Origin of the sequence: Flavobacterium columnare, assembly GCF_014844295.1 — a bacterium.
Taxonomy (GTDB): domain Bacteria; phylum Bacteroidota; class Bacteroidia; order Flavobacteriales; family Flavobacteriaceae; genus Flavobacterium; species Flavobacterium columnare.
The window spans coordinates 3,161,462-3,180,938 of record NZ_CP054494.1; the positions used below are offsets into that span (position 1 = coordinate 3,161,462).

Consider the following 19,477-nt stretch of genomic DNA (forward strand, 5'->3'; position numbering starts at 1 on the left):
TTATGGAAACTGGAAAAAAAGCAATTAATAAAAAATTCGCAATCATATTAGGAGCGTTAGTAATTGGTGGTGGAAGCTATGGCATTAGCAAGTATTTACACGCTCAAACACATGAAGAAACAGACGATGCACAAGTAGAAAAAAAGATGACTCCTATCATTCCTCGCGTTTCTGGTTATGTTTCAAAAGTATACGTTAAAGACAATGATTTTGTAAAAAAAGGAGATACCTTATTTGTAATAGACAATCGCGATTATTTAGTAAAAGTAGAAGAAGCTAAAGCCGCATTGGTTGCCTCAGAAAGCTCTTTTGAAGTAGCTAAAGCAGATGTAGGAAGTGCTAACGCAAGTGTTGCTGCCTCAGACGCTAATGTAGCTTCTGCACTAGGAACCATTGAAACAGCTAAAATTCGTTTAGAACGCGCAACCAGTGATTATGAACGATATAATAATCTTTATAAAAATCGTTCTATTACAAAACAACAATACGAACAAGCTTTAGCTACTAAATTAGAAGCTGAAAACCAAGTTAAAATCTTAACTAACCAACAAAAAGCCAGTAGTCATCAAAAAAATGTAGTAGCCTCTAAAGCTATCGTTTCTAACAAACAAACACAGGTAGCATCTGCTAACATTAGTAGAGCAAAAGCTTCTTTAAATGCCGCTGAATTAAATCTGGAATACACTATAATAAGAGCAACTATAGACGGACAAGTTTCTAAAATAAACATTCAACCTGGACAATTGGTTAATCAAGGCCAATCTCTTTTTTATATCGTTGATACTGCCGAAACATGGGTAGTCGCTAACTTTAAAGAAACTCAATTAGGAAAAATGAAAATAGGTCAAGAAGTAGTAATTAAAATAGATGCTTTTGACGATTTTAAATTAAAAGGGAAAATAACTTCATTTTCCCCTGCTACAGGTTCTCAGTTTTCTATACTACCTCCTGACAATGCAACTGGAAATTTCGTAAAAACAGTACAAAGAGTTCCTGTAAAAATCGAGTTTACTAATGATAATGAAAAAAATAAAATAGAACTACTACGTTCTGGCATGAATGCACATGTAGATGTACACTTAAAATAATAAATCAAAAATGATACAAGACACTACAAATGATCTAGTAGAATATGGCTATAGAAGAGTTATGGTAACAATTGTTGCCATACTCTGTTCTCTACTAGAAATAGTAGATACAACCATTGTTAATGTAGCTCTTAATGAAATGAAAGGAAGTTTGGGAGCTACATTAAGCGATGTTTCATGGGTAATCACGGCTTATGCCATAGCTAACGTAATCATTATACCCATGACCAATTGGCTTTCTCAACAATTTGGAAGAAAAAATTATTTTACTGCTTCAATCATTATTTTTACTATTACTTCTTTTTTATGTGGAAACTCAACCAATATTTGGGAACTCGTATTTTTTAGATTTATTCAAGGTCTAGGCGGAGGTGCTTTATTAGTAACTGCACAAACCATTATAACAGAAAGTTATCCTATCAAAAAAAGAGGAATGGCTCAAGCCATTTACGGATTAGGTGTTATCCTAGGTCCTACTTTTGGTCCTCCATTAGGCGGTTATATAGTAGATCATTTTTCTTGGCCTTTCATTTTTTACATCAATATTCCACTCGGAATTATTGCTACCGTTTTGGCTATAATGTATGTAAAGAGCCCTAAATTTAGTATCAAACTAAAAGCAAATCAGGTAGATTGGTTAGGCATTATTTATCTATCTCTATTCGTAGGCTCCCTTCAGTACGTTTTGGAACACGGACAACAAGATGATTGGTTTAATAGCAAAACGATTATTAATTTGTGTATTGTTTCTCTATTTGGTTTTGTCTTTTTTATTCATAGAGAATTAACCTATGAGTTTCCAATTGTAAACCTAAAGGTCTTAAAGTATAATTCCCTTCAAATGGGTATTTTATTCTCCACTATTTTAGGATTTGGAGTTTATACCACAATTTTTATCATACCTGTATATACTCAATCTATTTTAAGATGGAATGCAACTCAATCGGGCTTATTATTAATCCCTAGTTCCTTAATGACTGCATTTGCTATGCCTTTTGTGGGTAAATTACTACAAAAAGAAGTCTCCATTAAATATTTATTAATCATTGGTTTTTCTTGTTTTTCTATTTTTGCTTTTTGGCTATACAACATATTAACTCCTAATACAGGTGAGGAACATTTTTGGTGGCCCTTAATTTTAAGAGGTTTAGGTTTAGGACTCCTTTTTGTGCCTGTAACCAGTTATTCTTTAAGTGAACTAACAGGTAAGGATATAGGTGATGGAGCAGCCTTTACAGGTATGTTACGACAACTAGGAGGGTCTTTTGGTATAGCTATTGTTACAACTTTTATTTCTAGATGGGGACAAAAACATCGAGCTAATTTAGTAACTCATTTAGACAAAACAAGCTTTCAAACCCAAAATCAAATAGCTCTGATGCAAAAAAACTTCATTGCTAAAGGATATTCTTATAATGAAGCTTTGAACAAAGCATATCAAGTTCTTGAATTAAAAGTGATAAAACAGTCTAATATATTAGCTTTTATGGATATTTTTATGTATTTAGGTATTCTTTTCTTGATTTGCATTCCTATAGTAGTAGTCATCAAAACTCGAAAATCTAATATTAGTGCTGCAGATGCTATGCACTAAATTTTAAACTATGAAAATTATAGAAAAAAATACTTAAAATAATATGAAATCCGTATTGTTTAGAAGATGATTTTCGATTGAAGTACTACTTCACTCATATATATAAATTATATTTGCAAAAATTAATCTAAAATGAATCTAGAAAATATTCCTAATATCAAACATTTAGATAGCAACAATTTTTTTGTTCTTTCTGGACCTTGTGCCATAGAAGGTGAAGAAATGGCCATGAAAATAGCCGAACGTTTAGTAAAAATTACAGATGATCTAAAAATTCCTTATGTATTTAAAGGTTCATTTAAAAAAGCCAATCGCTCTCGCGTAGACAGTTTTACAGGTATTGGAGATGAAAAAGCCCTTAAAATTTTACAAAAAGTAAGTAAGGAGTTCAATGTTCCTACCATTACTGATATTCATACGAACGAAGATGCTGCAATGGCAGCCGAATTTGTTGATATCTTACAAATACCTGCTTTCTTAGTTCGCCAAACAGATTTAGTTGTAGCTGCTGCACAAACCCAAAAAACAGTTAATTTAAAAAAAGGACAATTCATGAGTCCTGAAAGCATGAAACATGCTGTTCAAAAAGTATTAGACTCTAATAATGAAAACGTAATGGTTACAGATAGAGGAACTATGTTTGGATATCAAGACATGATTGTTGATTTCAGAGGGATTCCTACTATGCGTCAAATGGCTACTACCGTATTAGATATAACTCATTCCTTACAACAACCTAATCAATTAGTAGGCGTAACAGGTGGTAGACCTGATATGATTGAAACCATTGCAAAGGCAGGAATAGCTGTAGGTGTTGATGGTATATTTATAGAAACACATTTTGATCCTGCTCATGCTAAAAGTGATGGAGCTAATATGTTACATTTGGATTATTTTGAAAATCTAATGAAAAAATTAGTTGCAATTAGACAAACAGTTAATCAATTTTAATTAAAAAATATTCTTCTTATAAAGAATCTCATTAGTAAAGATAAATTACTTTAAGAGATAAATCAAAAGTTTAACTTGTTTAATACAATATATGCCTGTTTTTGGACAAAAGTAATCAAAAACAGGTTTTTATATAAACAATAATTCCGTATAAAAAAGTCTTATTGAAAACTAATGTTTTTTTTATTTGATTCCGTCTGATAAGGCTTACTAATTATTTAAAAAAAACACTTACCATAAAACTTGGCAAGTGTTTTTTAAAAAATATTCTTTTTTTGTATCTAAAATTAGAAATTATTTATTTCCTTTTTCATAATCTGCAATAAATTGTGCAATTCCAATATCTGTTAAAGGATGTTTAAGCAAACCTGTAATAGCAGATAAAGGACCTGTCATAACATCGGCTCCTATTTTAGCACAATTTACGATGTGCATTGTGTGACGGACAGAAGCTGCTAAAATTTGAGTTTCAAAAGCATAGTTATCATAAATATCACGAATTTCTGATATTAGATTTAGACCATCTGTAGACACATCGTCTAAACGACCTAAAAAAGGTGAAACATAAGTTGCCCCTGCTTTTGCTGCTAATAATGCTTGTCCTGCAGAAAACACTAAAGTTACATTCGTTCTGATTCCTCTATCTGAAAAATATTTGCACGCTTTTATACCTTCTTTTGTCATAGGTAACTTAACGACAATCTGCTCGTGTAATTCAGCCAACTCTTCGCCTTCTTTTATCATTCCTTCAAAATCCATTGCATTTACCTCTGCGCTTACGTCTCCTTCTACAATAGTACAAATATCAACATAATGTTTTAAGATATTATTTTTACCCGTAATACCTTCTTTTGCCATTAAGGAAGGGTTCGTGGTTACCCCATCTAAAATTCCTAATGCTTGCGCTTCTCTAATTTGATCTAAATTGGCTGTGTCAATAAAAAATTTCATCTTCTTTTTTTAATATTAAATTATAGTTGTGTATAAAGCAAAATTACGAATTCAATTTCAATATCAGTAGTAATTATTCCAAACAATTCTGTCAAAAAAATAATTATAATTCAAATAGTAATGAAATTAAAGTTTATAGTGATTCATTAACATTTTTTCGTACATTCTATCAGACAATATCCTTTTTAGAACGATAGAAAATTTTTGCATAAAAGCACCTACTTTGTAATGTACTTTAGGTTTAGAAGTATGAATGATATTTAATACAGCTTTCGCCATTTCTATAGGATCATGACCACTATCTACATGCGCATTCATTTCGTCAAGAGTGTTTCCATATACTTTTTCATAAGCAGATCCTTTTATTACGGGAGCATGATAACGTCCTGCTGCAATATTTGTAGCAAAATCACCTGGAGCAATATTGGTAATTTCTATACCAAATTGTTTTGTTTCCATACGCAAAGCTTCTGTAACCAAACCTAAAGCTCCTTTAGATGCGGAATAAATCCCCCTATAAGGCAATCCCATATAGCCCGCTATAGATGTTATATTTATAATTAAACCTGATTTTTGTGAGCGCATTTGAGGTAAAACTGCTTTTATAACTTCAATAGGACCAAACAGATTTGTTTCAAAATGAGTGCGCATTTCTTCTGTAGGAATTTCTTCTATAGGACCTGTAATTCCTACGCCTGCATTATTAATTAATACATCTATTCTACCTGATTTAGCAAGAATTTCTTCTACTGCCTTTTTTATTGTATTAATATTTCTGACATCTAATGCCAGTAATTGAATTTTAGAATTCTCTACTCTTTCAGGGTTTCTACTCGTTCCGTATACAACATATCCTTTGTCTTGTAAAAATTCTCCTATTGCCTTTCCTATTCCTGAAGATGCCCCTGTAATAACTACTACTTTTTTATCCATTTTTTATTTATGAAAAAATTGATTTTATTCTATTTCTTACTTAATTGATATCCCCAACCCAGGGGCTTCGTTTAAAACAATTTTACCTCCTATTACTTCTGAACCATAAGCAATATCTGACGCTAGTAAATTAGCCCCATCTAAATCTACATAATCTACTAAAGGAGCCAATACTGCACCTGCTGAAATACCAATGGTGGATTCAGTCATACACCCTATCATAATTTTATATTTTAATTTTCTAGCCTCATAAATAATTTTTAAAGCAGGTGTTAATCCCCCACATTTAACTAATTTTATATTTATACTTCCGTAATGATCTGCTAATTCGTCTAACTGTAAGCTATTCTGAAAATCTTCATCTGCCATCCAGTTGGCATAACTAGATTTATTTAGGTTCTTATATTCTCCAACCTTCATAGGTTGCTCTAAATAAACAAATTTTGAAACAAATTCTTCCGTTTCTAACCATTTACAATCTTCTTGTGTAAAACTAGCATTAGAATCAATAGCTATATCTTTTTGTAATTGAGACAACATATAAAGAGAATCTTTTTGCAATCCTTTACATTTTACTTTAAATTTACTCCAAGGCAATGAATCCATTTTTCGCTTTTGCTTTTCCAAGGTATCTATACTAATTGTAATGGATGATTCAGGTATAATCTTAAAATCTAATTTATTTAATTCTAAAAAATGCTTTCTCTCAAGTTTTCCATACAAGTCCCAATAAGCACAGTCTAAAGCGGAACAAATAAAAGAAGAAAGGTTTTTTTGAGAAATCAATTTATAGAATTCGAAAGGGTGATTTATTTTTTGAGTTTCAATGAATTTTTTAATTGATTTAAGTTCAACAATTAGATTTTCTATTTTTATACCATAATAATCTATTTCCGTGCATTCTCCATACCCTATAGTTCCTGATTTTTTTAAAACTACAATCAAAGCGTTTCTAAAAGAATAATTTCCATAAGCTATAGAAAAAGTTTCTTTTAATGGTAATTTAACCTTTTGCCAAGTTAGTTGCATGGAATAAAATTTCGTCTAAAATAAAAAATCCCGAATAAATCGGGATCATATAGTCGTAAACATTTTTTTCGTCAAAAAAGGCAAGCGACCTACATCGCACCGCTACAACCGCTTACCTTTGCTGCGTTCCCACCCTGGAGGAGTTTGCAGGAGCTGGTCGTGTAGGACTTGCCGGTGCAAATATACAACCTTTTTATATTTTTGCAAGCCTTTTGATAAACAAAATTCCTTTTGTATATTGTGAATGAAAAAAAAATGAAAAATGAAAAATTATAACTTACTAACTTTCATATCATTACTAGTAATAGGAAGCAGTTGCGAAGGTGATAAAAAAAATTTATTTTCTATAGACGAGACGCAATTTAAAGCCTTTTATCACCCAGGTGATGAAATTTCTATCACAGTAACAAACAAAAATGAAAAAAATATTGACTCTGTTTCTTTTTTTAATAACGAAAAAAGAATTGGTTCTACAAAGGAAAACAATAACTTTACATATACTCTAAATCAAGTAAAACTAGGTTATCAGAACCTAAAAGCCATGGTATATTACGAAGGTGATGTGCAAGAATTAATAGCACGAGTAGAAGTCGTTGCTAAGGAAGAACCCAAACTTTTAAAATATCAGTTAGTAGCTACTCATCCTCATGATTTAAAAGCCTATACACAAGGATTAGAGTTTTATCAAGGTTTTTTATATGAAGGAACAGGTAACGGATCGGGGGTTTCTACGGGGCAAAAAGGTATTTCTAGCCTTCGAAAAACAGATTATAAAACGGGTGCTGTAATTGACAAAATAGAACTCCCTGAATCTATTTTTGGTGAAGGTATTACCTTTTTAAATAATAAAATTTACCAATTGACTTGGCTAAATAATGAAGGCTATATATATGATGCCCGCACTTTTAAAAAAGAAAAAACGTTTAAGTATTTCAAAAAAATGGAAGGATGGGGATTAACTACAGATGGTAAAAATCTTTTTATGACTGATAGTTCTGAAAGAATTAGTATTATAAATCCTGAAAATTTCAAGGAAATAGACCATATTAATGTGTATACCAATAGCACGAAAGTACCTGCTATTAATGAATTAGAATGGGTAAATGGTAAAATATATGCCAATATTTATCAAAAAGACGCTATTGTTATTATCAATCCTACTTCTGGTGCTGTTGAGTCAGTAATTGACTTGAGTGAATTAAAAAATAAAGTAACACAACATCCTGATTTAGACGTCTTAAATGGTATCGCTTATAATCCTACTAGCAAAACTTTGTTTGTAACAGGTAAAAATTGGGATAAAATGTTTGAAATAAAAATTATAGAATAAAAATTTTGACTCGATTTATAAACGAATTTTAATCGATTTTTTATTCCCTCACACTAAAATAAAAAGCATAAACTAAAAGTCAGCTTTTACTTCTATAGTCAAGCTCTGATGAGTTATTGGATGTACAAAGGTTATAGATTTAGCATGTAAATGCAATCGTTCAACCTTTGTACCGTATAGATCATCACCTGCAATGGGAGTATTTAATCCTAAAGGATGTGAAGCGTGTACTCTTAGTTGATGGGTACGTCCTGTTATTGGATAAAAATATACTCTCGTTTTATTGTTTTCAATCGAAATTTTTTCCCAAATTGTCTGCGCTGGTTTTCCATATTCGTAACATACCATTTGCCTTGGACGATCCTCTAAATCTACTCGCAATGGCAAATCTATACATCCCTTATCATCCTTTAGCAAACCGTCTAAAATGGCTTCATAGCACTTTTTTATTGTCCGTTTAATAAATTGGCTTTGTAATACTACATAGATTTCTTCTGTTTTAGCAATTAACATAATACCAGAAGTTGACATATCCAAACGATGCACTACTAAAGGTCCTGTAGCATTTGGATATTTTTTCTTAATTCGTTCATATACTGAATCAGATACTAATTTACCAGGTACTGATAAAAACTCAGCAGGCTTATTAATTGCCAACATATAATCGTCTTCGTATATAATTTCAATATCTTTTCCTTCTGCGGGGTTTTTATAAAATGGGTTTTCCTCCATTTTTATACCTTCTAACATGTGTCCTAATAAAATAGGTTCACATTTTCCCTTACATGCAGGATAAAACTGTTTATGTTTGCGTACTTCGCTTTTAGGTGATTGTCCCCACCAAAATTCAGCCATACATAAGGGTTTTAATTTATTTTTAAAAGCATAATGCAACAATTTAGGTGCTGCGCACTCCCCTGCTCCAGCAGGTGGATTATTATTAAAAATTTCTCCTATACTCTTGGTTTCTCCAAATTGGTTTAAAAAAGAATATTCGGCAAATAATCGTTGTTGTGTTTGAGCTGATCGTTTTTTTCTTTGTTCTTTTAATGCTAAAATCTGATTTTCAAAAGCTTGAACCTTTTCTTTTGCTTCTATTTTTTTGAAATTCCAATATTTTGTCATTTTTTTTAGTAAAATAGCTTCGTTTTTACTTTGTTCACTTAATTGTACAAAATAAGGCTCTTGTTGTTCTTTACTCATACTCAAGAAAGCTTGATTCCTCAAATCCTCACGTACTTTTTTTTGTTCTTTTATATGTCGCTTTTGATTTTGAATATCTTTTTCTGCTTCTGCATTTACTTTTTCTAAAAAAGACAATGAGGCTAGGTATTCAAGATTTGTTTCCGCTAAATTAATCTGTTCGTTTAATTGATTAATCTTGGCTTCTTCTTCCTTATAAAAACTAGAAGAATCTAACATATCATACACTGTGGGTACAAAATAATTAAGTTGATTTTGTTCTGCCAATTTACCTGAAAACGCCCATAAATAACCAATTTCTCCTTCTAAATTCTGGCAGACTAAAACGCCAAACATCTTGCCTATAACAAGCCCTTCTTGTCCTTGTTTTAAACCAAAATTATGTTCAAAATCATTTTGATTTTCTAAATATGCCTGTAATTCCTGACTGGCAATTATAGCTAACTCATGAGGTTCATAATAAAATGGGAATGTAAATTTTGTAGGCAACGTAATACCTGAAATATTACTTTTAAAAGGCTGAAAAAACATTAAATTTTGCATGAGACAAAGATAAAATAAAGGATTCATAAAAAAATCACCAATCCGAAACTATTCTGAGTTATATATTGTATTCTATTTAAACTATTTTTATATGTAGATTTGGATTTCTATTTTTATAATTCTACTTTTGGTAGACTTGAAAAAATAACTTATGAATCATTTATTAGCTATTGTTTGGAATCCAGTAGATGGCATTTCAATAGGCAATTTTACCATCCGTTTTTATAGTTTAATGTTTGTTATTGCATTTTCTCTGGGAATTGCCATCATGAAAAAAATCTTTATAAGAGAAGAAGAACCAATTGAAAAATTAGATTCACTTTTTATCTGGATGGTAGTTTCTGTTTTATTAGGAGCACGTTTAGGACATGTATTCTTTTATGACTGGAGTTACTATAAGAATCATTTAGAGGAAATATTATTACCTGTACGTTTTACCCCTGAATTTGAGTTTACAGGTTTTCAAGGATTAGCAAGTCATGGGGCTGCTATATCTGTAATTGCTTGTATGTATTTTTATTCTAAAAACATCCTCAACAGACCTTTTTTATGGGTATTAGATAGAATAGTGATCCCTGTGGCAAGTGGAGCCATATTTGTCCGATTAGGAAACTTTTTTAACTCAGAAATTGTAGGTGATCAAACACAATCAATTTTTGGAATAAAGTTTGTACAAGATGCCATTTCTAAAAACGAGGCCATTACTACAACGGGTATCACAAATTATAGAGAAGCCTATAAAGAATTAACCACCAATCCAAAATATGCTTCTTTAATAGAGAGTATACCTGCTAAACATCCTTCCCAATTATATGAAGCTTTTGGCTATGTTTTTGTCTTTGCCTTATTATTTTATATGTACTGGAAAACAGATGCTAGAAACAAACAAGGTTTGTTATTTGGTACTTTCCTCGTTACTTTATTTACTATACGAATCATCGTAGAATCAGTCAAAGAAAGTCAAGGCGGTTTTGAAAACATATTAGGTTTTATGAGTACAGGACAATGGTTGAGCGTGCCTTTTATCATTATAGGATTTTATTTAGTTGCCAAAGCCTCTAAAAAATAACGTTTTATTTTTCCAAAAATAGAAAAGTATGAGGCTGTCTGAAAAGGTTGAAATGAAAGATTTCGCCCTTTTCAGACAGCCTTATCCTCTTTTTATTATTTAGTATAAATCAACACTAAAATTTTACTTTATTAATCCTATTTTCTGACTCTAAAAAAGAATTCTAACTATATTTGCTCTTTTAAAAACAACACACAAAATGCTATTAACAGAATTAAATGCTATATCACCTATTGACGGTCGTTATAGAAGTAAAACCGTTGGTCTTTCTCCTTATTTTTCAGAAGAAGCTTTAATTAAATACCGTGTCTTAATAGAAGTTGAGTACTTCATTGCTCTCATTGAGGCTGATCTACCACAGCTTAAGGAAATTAACGCTTCTATTTTTCCTGAACTACGAAAAATTTACCAGAATTTTTCTACAGAAGACGCATTATGGATAAAAGATACTGAAAAAACCACTAATCATGATGTAAAAGCTGTTGAATATTTCATAAAAATACAATTTGATAAATTAGGTTTAGAAAAATACAAAGAATTTATTCACTTTGGACTTACCTCACAAGATATCAATAATACAGCAATTCCTCTTTCTGCGAAGGATGCTTTTGAAAGTGTTTATATACCTAGCTTAACCCGTGTTATTGAAAAACTAAAAGAGTTAGCGATAGAATGGAAAGAGGTGTCTATGCTTGCTCGTACACATGGTCAACCGGCATCTCCTACTCGCTTGGGTAAAGAAATTTTTGTTTTTGTTCAACGTTTAGAAGAACAACTCAAATTATTATATAGCATTCCTTTTGCTGCTAAATTTGGAGGCGCTACAGGTAATTACAACGCTCATAAAGTGGCTTATCCCAACGATGACTGGAAGTCTTTTGGAACTCAATTTGTAGAAAAAACGCTTGGATTACACCATTCTTTTCCTACTACACAAATAGAACACTACGATCATTTTGCAGCTTTTTTTGATGCTTTAAAAAGAATTAATACTATTTTAATTGATTTAGATCGAGACATCTGGACGTATGTTTCAATGGATTATTTCAAACAAAAAATAAAAGCAGGAGAAGTTGGATCAAGTGCTATGCCTCATAAAGTAAACCCAATTGATTTTGAAAATTCAGAAGGTAATCTAGGTATTGCTAATGCTCTTTTTGAACACTTATCTTCTAAACTACCTATTTCCAGACTACAGCGTGATTTAACAGATAGTACCGTTCTTAGAAACATAGGAGTTCCTATGGGACATACCCTCATTGCTTTTGAAGCTACTCTTAAAGGGCTGAATAAATTATTACTAAACGAAGAAAAATTTGCAGAAGACTTAGAAAAAAACTGGGCCGTAGTGGCTGAAGCTATCCAAACGATCCTCAGAAGAGAAGGTTATCCTAATCCCTACGAAGCTTTAAAAGACCTTACAAGAACTAATACAATTATCAACAAAGATTCTATACATACTTTTATCGATGCGCTAAATGTTTCTGATATTATTAAAACAGAGTTAAAAGCTATAACCCCTAATAATTATTTAGGTATTTAATATTTTTACAAATAAAGAGGCTGTCCTAAATAAAGATTCAACAACTTCGTTTGTTAGTCCAACAGCAGAAGAAATCTCATTGTCTATATTGATGATGAGATTTCCTGTATTATTTCCTTTAAGTTTTCCTTTGAGGCTAAAATAAGGAAACCACATATTTTTTAGGTCTCCCTCTTCTGCTTTTTCTAAAATTTCTTTTGCTTTTTTGTTTTTATTCCTTTCTAGGTATTAATCTCAAGATCTTTTATATAATCTTCATTTTCATAAAAAAATCGTTCAAAAGCATCCATTTGCTCATAGAAAAAATCAAAAACACGATCCCAGGTTGACTTATTATTAATACTAATGCCTGAGAGTTCCACCCAAATACGACTTACTACTTTCCCGTTTTCAAGGTAATAATTACGTTCAAAAATGGCCTCTGGTAAATAATCCTCTAATAAGATAGTTTTTAAAGATTCTACTTTTTCAAAATATATTTTCCTTTTTTCTTCATCTTTAGGCTCTATTTCTAATAAAACTTGTGCTTTTTTGTTATCTATAAAGAACTTAAAACTAACATCTTTTATTTTTGTATTATACAGCAACCATTTCCTCGGGTAGGCTTCTGCAAATTTTGTCCAAAATTCTTTTTTTATTTGTATACTTTCTTCTTTACTATACATAGTTAAAACTTTTAATAATTGTATATCCCAAAAAATAGTTTTAACTTTAAAAGATTTATATAGTATACTTACTATAAATGATCCTATTAAAACTTGATTCAGATGGAATTTTCTAATTTTTTAAAATACATCCCAAAAATAGCAAAAGAAACACTCCCCGCAAAAGAGTCTCATTCTAAAATGATTCCTATCGAGCGTATCAAGTTTTTAGAAGAATTAAATATAGAGACGATTATAGCCAAAAAAGCAGCTGTAATGATGTTGTTTTACCCTAAAAATCATTTTACTCACTTAGCCTTAATCGTTCGAAATTCATATCCTGGAGTACATTCTTCTCAAATAGCTTTTCCTGGTGGAAAAATTGAAACTTGTGATAAAAACCTGTCTGAAACCGCTTTAAGAGAAACAGATGAAGAAATTGGAATACCTAAAAATAAGATACAACTAATAAGACCTTTTACCGAGGTATATATTCCTCCTAGTAATTATTTAGTCTATCCGTTTTTAGGAATTTGTCAAGAAGAACTTTTTTTTAACCTAAATCCAGAAGAAGTAGCTGATATCGTAGAATTACCTTTACACCATTTTTTAGACGATCGTAACATTACTTATGTAAATATGGACACATCTTATGCAGCTAAAATTAAAGTTCCTGCTTTTGAAATAGATGGACACATCATTTGGGGCGCAACTGCTATGATGATGAGTGAACTTAAAGATACTATAAAAAAAGTCTTGTAATTTTTTTTTCATACATTTGCCAGCTCCAAATTAAAAAATATGGGATTATTTAAACGAAATCCTTTCGGACATATATTATTTATAAAAAGATGGATTATTTTCCTGTTCGGAATTTGTACCCATCGTAGGTACCGAGGATTTAACCAACTTAACATTGAGGGATCTGAAATTATACGTAGTTTGCCCAATACAAACGTATTATTTATATCCAATCATCAAACGTATTTTGCCGATGTCGTAGCTATGTTTCATGTTTTTAACGCAAGTCTAAAAGGACGTGAGGATAATATTAGAAATATTGGATATTTATGGAAACCTAAATTAAATCTTTATTATATAGGTGCAAAAGAAACTCTTGATGCAAATCTACTTACCAGAATTATGTCTTATGTAGGCGCTATATCTGTTGAAAGAACTTGGAGAGCAGGAGGTAAAGATCTAGAAAAACATGAACAAAAACAGGTTAATTTATCTGATTTCAAAAATATTGAAATTGCCTTAAACGATGGTTGGGTAATTACTTTTCCACAAGGTACAACTAAGTCGTTTAAACCTGTAAGAAAAGGTACCGCACATATTATAAAAGAATACAAACCTATTGTTGTACCTATTGTTATAGATGGTTTTAGAAGATCTTTTGACAAAAAGGGACTTATTACTAAGAAAAAAGGTATTTTACAAAGTTTTACAGTTAAAGAACCTCTACAAATAGATTATGATAACGAATCCATTGAATCGATTGTAGAAAAAATTGAATTTGCAATAGAACAGCATCCTTCTTTTTTAAAGGTCTTATCTGTAGAAGAAATTAGAGAACAGGAAGAACTAAATAAGCTACGAAAATGGCATATTGATTAAAAAAACAGGGTACTAAAAGTAAATTAACTTATTTTAATATTTTTTAGGCACTATCCTAAAAAGTGTGTAAGTTATAATAATGGGGTTTAACTTTTAATTAAAGTTGATCCCTTTTTTTAGTTTTTAAATTAATGATGACTCCATTTTGAGCATCATATCGTGCGGGTGGATTTTCTATGATCTCAATTTTTTTTTATTCATCCCCTTTCATGTTTTCTAAAAACGATTTGAGTTCTTCTCCTGACAGATTAATAGTTTTATCATTTACCGTAAGTTTAACACTTTTTCCTTTTACTGTCAAGTTATTATCTTTGGCAATAATTCCTTGAGATTTTTTTAAAATATCCCATACAGTACTGGCTTCATTGGTTGGAGTTATTATAAACTGTACTCTATCTATTTTTCGCTCAATAGTTTTTTGTGTATTAAGAATTTGGATTTCTTGAATTCTTTTTATTGAATCTTTTTTAACTTCTTGACTGGTTAATTTCCAATTTAGAAATAGAAATAATAAAACAACTGAATGACGCATATTTTTTATTCAAAATTGCGCAAACACTAGGTTATCGTAGGTTAAGAGCTGGTTAATCAAAAGTTAATGATAGGTATTTTATAAAAAAGGGTGTCTTAATTTGTAACATTTTTCTAATGGCAATTTGGATTTAATTGTTGAAAAAACAAACTACACATTAAAATATTACTTTTCGGACACCCAGTTGTTAGTCATTATTAAACAGTACCCCAATAAATGATAAAAAAATCGTTATTCTTTTTTAGAGTCGTTGGATGTGTTCATAAGTTCCATTAATTTCATACCTAATAGACCGCTAATACCTCCATCCGTTCCATTTGAACCTGAAATTAGTACTTCAGGAATTACTTTAATATTTCCTTTACCAATTTCTTCTGTAATTTTATATTTAGTAAAATTATCGCCACCCATTGCGGAAACTTGTAATTGATATGATTCTGCCGTTGATTTACCAATTGCCATAATTTTTTCAGCTTCGGCTAGACCTGTTTTTGATATTTTTTCAGCTTCTGCACTTGCATTTAATTTAGTTGCTTCTGCTTGAGCAGCAGCCTTTGCCTTAGTAGCCTCAGCCTCAGCAATAGCTCTCATTTTAGTAGCCTCAGCTTCTGCATTAACATTTAATTTTAAACTAGCGGCATCTCCTTCTGCTTTTTTAACAGTAGCATCCGCTGTACGCTGTGCTATTTCTACGCTTTGAGCTGCTCGAACAATTTCTTTTTGCATATCTGCAATGGCTGTTTCTTTTTCAACTCCTTGACGTTGTTCTTGTGCCATTTTTTGCGTTTGATATGTTTTTTGTTCTTCTTCTGCTATTTTTCTATCCGTTAATGTTTTCATTAATGATTCAGGAGGTATAATATCTCCAATTAAGGTATCAACTGCGTTTACATTGTATTCATCTAAAACGGTTTTAATGTGTACTTTTGCTGATTCCTGACGCTCTTTACGTGTACTTAAGAATGATATTACATCACTATCTTGTGCTGAATTACGAAAATAGTTTCCTATTGTTGGTTCTAACACTTGAGAAACTAAATTAGTCATACTACCAAAGCGGGCAATAACTTTAGGTGCTTCATTTGCAGGAACGTGAATAATTTGAGATACATCTAAATTAAACGGGAATCCATCCTTTGAACGAACCGTAATAGTTGATAAATTTTTGTCTAAATCGTGTGATTCACTACGTGCATTTGCCCAATTTAAAACCAAATTCGTTGTAGGAACTAATTCTAATTTAGTGGTATATTTATTCAATGCGTACTTACCAGGCCCTAGGGGCTCCATCCATACACCTCGTTGCCCTTTAGAAACAATATTACCGTGTTTAAAAGTTTCTCCTGTTACATCTTGTCCGTCTTCTCCTATATAAGAAATCACTACTCCTACATGCCCAATTGGAACATCAGTCATAGGATTTTGTTCTATTTGTATTGCCCAAGGGTTTATATAATAAGAACCTGCTAACATTACTTGCGGTTGCAAACCACGATTTCCCCCTTGATCTAAAAAACGATCAAAATTTTGAAAATTATTATGTCCATCAGCAAATTTTCCAGCAATTTGACCATGAGGTATAGGCTCTCCATCAAGTGCTGTTACAATCCCAACCATGTTTTCAAAAATCTTAATTTGGTCTACGATAACAATCTCAAATAAATAGGTATTAATCCGATACGATCCACTCGTAATAAAGGCTGTTTGACGGCCTTTTTGTCCTCCTCTATCCAAAAAGCCCGTAGCATCTTGGTAATTATCACATTCTACTCTGCGTGCTAAAATTCTACCTGTAGGAATTTCTTTTCCATCTTTGCTTAATATTAAACCTATTTTACCTTCTGGAATAATCGTAAATGCGGTCATATCTACTGAATATTGCCAGATCCACATCCCCCAATACAATCCTGGAGCCAATGTTTGTGCCTGAAAACCAGCTTCTCCCTTTGTTGCTATAATTCTACCATCTGGCAACGATTTATCTGTCCCAAACAATACAAATTTTTTGGTTACTAAACCTATTTTGTCCTCAGGTACGATGACCATTCCAAAAAAAACTCTTAAAACAAATTTGTAAAATACAACAGTTAATACCAATGGTAATAACCACCATAATGAAATAATTGATGTCATAATAAAACAATTAATTAGTTTGAATAAAATATTTCTAATAAAATTTAACCAAATAAAATAGGAGTTTATTTTTCAATTTATTACAAATAGGAATTCTTACTGCAGTAAAATTTAGAATTCTATTTTTAATTTAGTAACACCTTAGTGCCATTCTTACATTGATTAAATTTAAATACCTTAGTTATACGTTTGTTGAAAAAAAAAGTTACACAAAATTGCAAAAACATTTTATATAAAAACAAATATCGAAATGACTCTCTAAAAAGTAGTCATTTAAGATCTAGTTTGTCTCTTCTACAACAAAAGAAGTCCACATTATCTGTGATATATGATTCCCTTCGCCCGTTCACTTCATTCGAGCTTACTCTTAATAAAACGAAAAGGTTCCTTTTAGAGTTTCTAATTTATATTACATAAAATAAATTAACATTTTTTTACCAAACATTTGTATATACAAATGTTTATTTTTTTTACATTTGCTGTATCAAAATTTCTATAGAAATGAAAATAGAAGAAGAAATTAAAAGTACAGTTACCTTATCGCTAGCAAAAAGGGTACTTCTAAATCTTACGTTCACACGAAATGTTGTTGGAGATAAATTTTTAGAAATATTAAAACCTCATGACTTATCAAGTGAACAATATAATGTATTAAGAATTTTAAGAGGACAAAAAGGCAAACCTGCTAATATGGCATGTATACAAGAACGTATGTTGGCCAAAACTAGTAACACTACCCGATTGGTTGACAAATTATTAATAAAAGAACTAGTCGTTCGAAAAGTTTGTCCTGAGAACAAAAGAAAAATGGAAATTACAATTACAGAAAGAGGACTAGAAGTATTAGAGGCCTTGGATCCTTTAGTATTAGCACACGAAAATGAGTTTGCTGATAAGTTAACACCTGCTGAATTAGAAATTTTCAATGAATTATTAGAAAAATATAGAAGTTAAATAATGAGTAAATTTATTGAATACCAAAATTGGCGATATGCCACCAAAAAATTCGATTCTTCTAAAAAAGTTAGTGAATCGGATTTAAATATACTAAAAGAAGCTATTCGATTAAGTACTTCTTCTTATGGGCTTCAGCCCTATAAAGTACTAATTGTTGATAATCCAGAGATTCGTGAACGATTAAAACCTGCTTCTTGGAATCAGTCCCAAATAACAGATGCTTCTCATCTATTTGTTTTTGCAAACTATAGTCATTTAGATGAAACTGTTATTGATGATTTTATAAAAAGAGTGAGTTTCGTTAGAGAAGTACCACAAGAACATTTAGCTGGTTATAGTGCATTTATGAAAAGTAAAATTTTAGAACTAAGCACTACAGAACAAAGTATCTGGACTTCTAAGCAAACTTATTTAGCGCTTGGTAATTTGTTAAATGCCGCTGCTGAACTAAAAATAGATGTAACTCCTATGGAAGGTTTTGAAGCCGAAAAGTATAATGAAATACTCAATCTAAATTCTCAAAATTTAAATGCCTCTTTAGTAGCTACTATAGGTTATAGACATGAGGAAGATCTTACTCAACACGATAAAAAAGTAAGAAAATCAAACGAAGAATTATTTATTAATATCTAACACTACATAAAAAATGAATATTTTAAAATCTTTTGCTTTAGCAATACTAGTAACTTTAGGGGGTTTAACTACCACTGCTCAAACTTCAAAAAAAGTAGACGCATCAAAAAGTAAAGTTTTATGGTTGGCAAAAAAATTTGGTGGCCAACACGATGGAGATATAAAACTAAAAGAAGGACAATTAATTTTTAATGGAAAAGAATTAAAAGGCGGAAATTTTACAGTAGATATGACTACTATTAATACTTTGGATTTACAAGGTGAATGGAAAAACAAATTAGATGTACATCTTAAAGATGGTGACTTCTTTGCTGTAGATAAATTTCCTACCTCAACTTTAGTATTCAAAAAAATTGGTAAGAAATCAACAAATACGTATAGTATAGAAGCTGATTTAACTATAAAAGGAATTACAAATCCTATAAAATTTGATCTAGTAACTAATAAAAATGTTGCAAATGCTACCCTAATGGTAGACCGAACTAAATACGATGTAAAGTATGCTTCTAAAAACTTTGGTGCTTTAGCAGACAAAGCTATTGATGATGAATTTGAATTAAAAGTTCAATTAAAATACTAAATAAATTTTAAAATCCTAATAAAAGAGGCTGTCTGAAAAAAACTCAACATATAGTCTGTCATTTAACTAAAGGAAGAAATCATATTATCAACACTATGTAATTCCCCCTCCTTTAGTCAAAATAACAAGATTTTGAACTTTTCA

Annotated in this window: 19 protein-coding genes and 1 other RNA gene; 11 read left to right on the forward strand and 9 right to left on the reverse strand. The window is 31.0% G+C overall.

Going from position 1 to position 19,477, the window contains the following annotated elements; all coding sequences use genetic code 11:
- Positions 1-2: 2 nt before the first annotated feature.
- The 3 genes from HUE53_RS13950 (at position 3) to kdsA (ending at position 3,633) form a co-directional block, all read left to right on the forward strand.
- Complete coding sequence (locus HUE53_RS13950) at positions 3-1,088, forward strand: HlyD family secretion protein (protein ID WP_014164306.1); 1,086 nt, start codon at positions 3-5, stop codon at positions 1,086-1,088.
- 10 nt (positions 1,089-1,098) lie between these two features.
- On the forward strand, positions 1,099-2,682 hold the full coding sequence (locus tag HUE53_RS13955; RefSeq protein ID WP_014164305.1) for a DHA2 family efflux MFS transporter permease subunit: 1,584 nt from the start codon (positions 1,099-1,101) through the stop codon (positions 2,680-2,682).
- A gap of 132 nt (positions 2,683-2,814) precedes the next feature.
- Positions 2,815-3,633 carry a 3-deoxy-8-phosphooctulonate synthase gene (gene kdsA, locus HUE53_RS13960; protein ID WP_014164304.1) on the forward strand — a complete coding sequence of 273 codons (819 nt, stop codon included), beginning with the start codon at positions 2,815-2,817 and terminating at the stop codon, positions 3,631-3,633.
- 294 nt (positions 3,634-3,927) lie between these two features.
- Here the strand turns inward: kdsA and fsa are convergent, their stop codons facing one another.
- The 4 genes from fsa to ffs all read right to left on the reverse strand — a co-directional run bounded on the left by fsa (position 3,928) and on the right by ffs (position 6,720).
- On the reverse strand, positions 3,928-4,584 hold the full coding sequence (gene fsa, locus HUE53_RS13965) for a fructose-6-phosphate aldolase (RefSeq protein WP_065213709.1): 657 nt from the start codon (positions 4,582-4,584) through the stop codon (positions 3,928-3,930).
- A 126-nt stretch (positions 4,585-4,710) separates the two neighbouring features.
- Positions 4,711-5,517 carry an SDR family oxidoreductase gene (locus HUE53_RS13970; RefSeq protein WP_097609274.1) on the reverse strand — a complete coding sequence of 269 codons (807 nt, stop codon included), beginning with the start codon at positions 5,515-5,517 and terminating at the stop codon, positions 4,711-4,713.
- Between the two features lie 36 nt (positions 5,518-5,553).
- Positions 5,554-6,546 (reverse strand): enolase C-terminal domain-like protein, encoded by a 993-nt coding sequence (locus HUE53_RS13975; protein ID WP_097609275.1) that lies wholly within the window; start codon positions 6,544-6,546, stop codon positions 5,554-5,556.
- A 75-nt stretch (positions 6,547-6,621) separates the two neighbouring features.
- An RNA gene (gene ffs / locus HUE53_RS13980) (signal recognition particle sRNA small type) lies at positions 6,622-6,720 on the reverse strand.
- An 88-nt stretch (positions 6,721-6,808) separates the two neighbouring features.
- Here ffs and HUE53_RS13985 point away from each other — a divergent pair.
- Complete coding sequence (locus tag HUE53_RS13985; RefSeq protein WP_065213712.1) at positions 6,809-7,876, forward strand: glutaminyl-peptide cyclotransferase; 1,068 nt, start codon at positions 6,809-6,811, stop codon at positions 7,874-7,876.
- Positions 7,877-7,948: 72 nt separating this feature from the next.
- Here HUE53_RS13985 and HUE53_RS13990 read toward each other — a convergent pair whose 3' ends face one another.
- A complete protein-coding gene (locus tag HUE53_RS13990) occupies positions 7,949-9,610 on the reverse strand; it encodes an RluA family pseudouridine synthase (protein ID WP_225556159.1) in 1,662 nt (553 codons plus the stop codon).
- A 163-nt stretch (positions 9,611-9,773) separates the two neighbouring features.
- Here HUE53_RS13990 and lgt point away from each other — a divergent pair, with 163 nt between their 5' ends.
- Positions 9,774-10,691: a prolipoprotein diacylglyceryl transferase gene (lgt, locus tag HUE53_RS13995; RefSeq protein WP_014164299.1), complete on the forward strand. Its 918-nt coding sequence runs from the start codon at positions 9,774-9,776 to the stop codon at positions 10,689-10,691.
- A gap of 199 nt (positions 10,692-10,890) precedes the next feature.
- Positions 10,891-12,234 (forward strand): adenylosuccinate lyase, encoded by a 1,344-nt coding sequence (gene purB / locus HUE53_RS14000; RefSeq protein WP_014164298.1) that lies wholly within the window; start codon positions 10,891-10,893, stop codon positions 12,232-12,234.
- Here the strand turns inward: purB and HUE53_RS14005 are convergent.
- Positions 12,223-12,390 carry a hypothetical protein gene (locus tag HUE53_RS14005; RefSeq protein ID WP_155761346.1) on the reverse strand — a complete coding sequence of 56 codons (168 nt, stop codon included), beginning with the start codon at positions 12,388-12,390 and terminating at the stop codon, positions 12,223-12,225. The two genes, purB and HUE53_RS14005, sit on opposite strands and share 12 nt — an antisense overlap.
- A gap of 65 nt (positions 12,391-12,455) precedes the next feature.
- Positions 12,456-12,899, reverse strand: coding sequence for a DUF4268 domain-containing protein (locus tag HUE53_RS14010; protein ID WP_014164297.1), 444 nt, complete (start codon positions 12,897-12,899; stop codon positions 12,456-12,458).
- 102 nt (positions 12,900-13,001) lie between these two features.
- Between HUE53_RS14010 and HUE53_RS14015 the strand changes: the two genes are divergently transcribed.
- A complete protein-coding gene (locus HUE53_RS14015) occupies positions 13,002-13,640 on the forward strand; it encodes an NUDIX hydrolase (protein ID WP_014164296.1) in 639 nt (212 codons plus the stop codon).
- Positions 13,641-13,679: 39 nt separating this feature from the next.
- The gene (locus HUE53_RS14020; RefSeq protein ID WP_014164295.1) at positions 13,680-14,498 is read left to right on the forward strand and encodes a lysophospholipid acyltransferase family protein; all 819 of its coding nucleotides are present in this window, start codon (positions 13,680-13,682) and stop codon (positions 14,496-14,498) included.
- 193 nt (positions 14,499-14,691) lie between these two features.
- Here HUE53_RS14020 and HUE53_RS14025 read toward each other — a convergent pair whose 3' ends face one another.
- Together HUE53_RS14025 and HUE53_RS14030 are read right to left on the reverse strand one after the other, a co-directional pair.
- Entirely contained in the window at positions 14,692-15,030 is a 339-nt protein-coding gene (locus HUE53_RS14025; protein WP_014164294.1) for a hypothetical protein, read from the reverse strand.
- A gap of 231 nt (positions 15,031-15,261) precedes the next feature.
- Complete coding sequence (locus tag HUE53_RS14030; RefSeq protein WP_014164293.1) at positions 15,262-17,163, reverse strand: SPFH domain-containing protein; 1,902 nt, start codon at positions 17,161-17,163, stop codon at positions 15,262-15,264.
- Positions 17,164-17,664: 501 nt separating this feature from the next.
- On the opposite strand from HUE53_RS14030, the gene HUE53_RS14035 reads away from it, so the two are divergent.
- Genes HUE53_RS14035 through HUE53_RS14045 form a run of 3 tightly spaced genes read left to right on the forward strand, consistent with a single transcriptional unit; the run spans position 17,665 to position 19,333 of the window.
- On the forward strand, positions 17,665-18,117 hold the full coding sequence (locus tag HUE53_RS14035; RefSeq protein ID WP_014164292.1) for a MarR family winged helix-turn-helix transcriptional regulator: 453 nt from the start codon (positions 17,665-17,667) through the stop codon (positions 18,115-18,117).
- A gap of 3 nt (positions 18,118-18,120) precedes the next feature.
- Entirely contained in the window at positions 18,121-18,753 is a 633-nt protein-coding gene (locus HUE53_RS14040; RefSeq protein ID WP_065213715.1) for an NAD(P)H-dependent oxidoreductase, read from the forward strand.
- 13 nt (positions 18,754-18,766) lie between these two features.
- Positions 18,767-19,333 (forward strand): YceI family protein, encoded by a 567-nt coding sequence (locus HUE53_RS14045; protein WP_065213716.1) that lies wholly within the window; start codon positions 18,767-18,769, stop codon positions 19,331-19,333.
- Positions 19,334-19,477 lie beyond the last annotated feature (144 nt).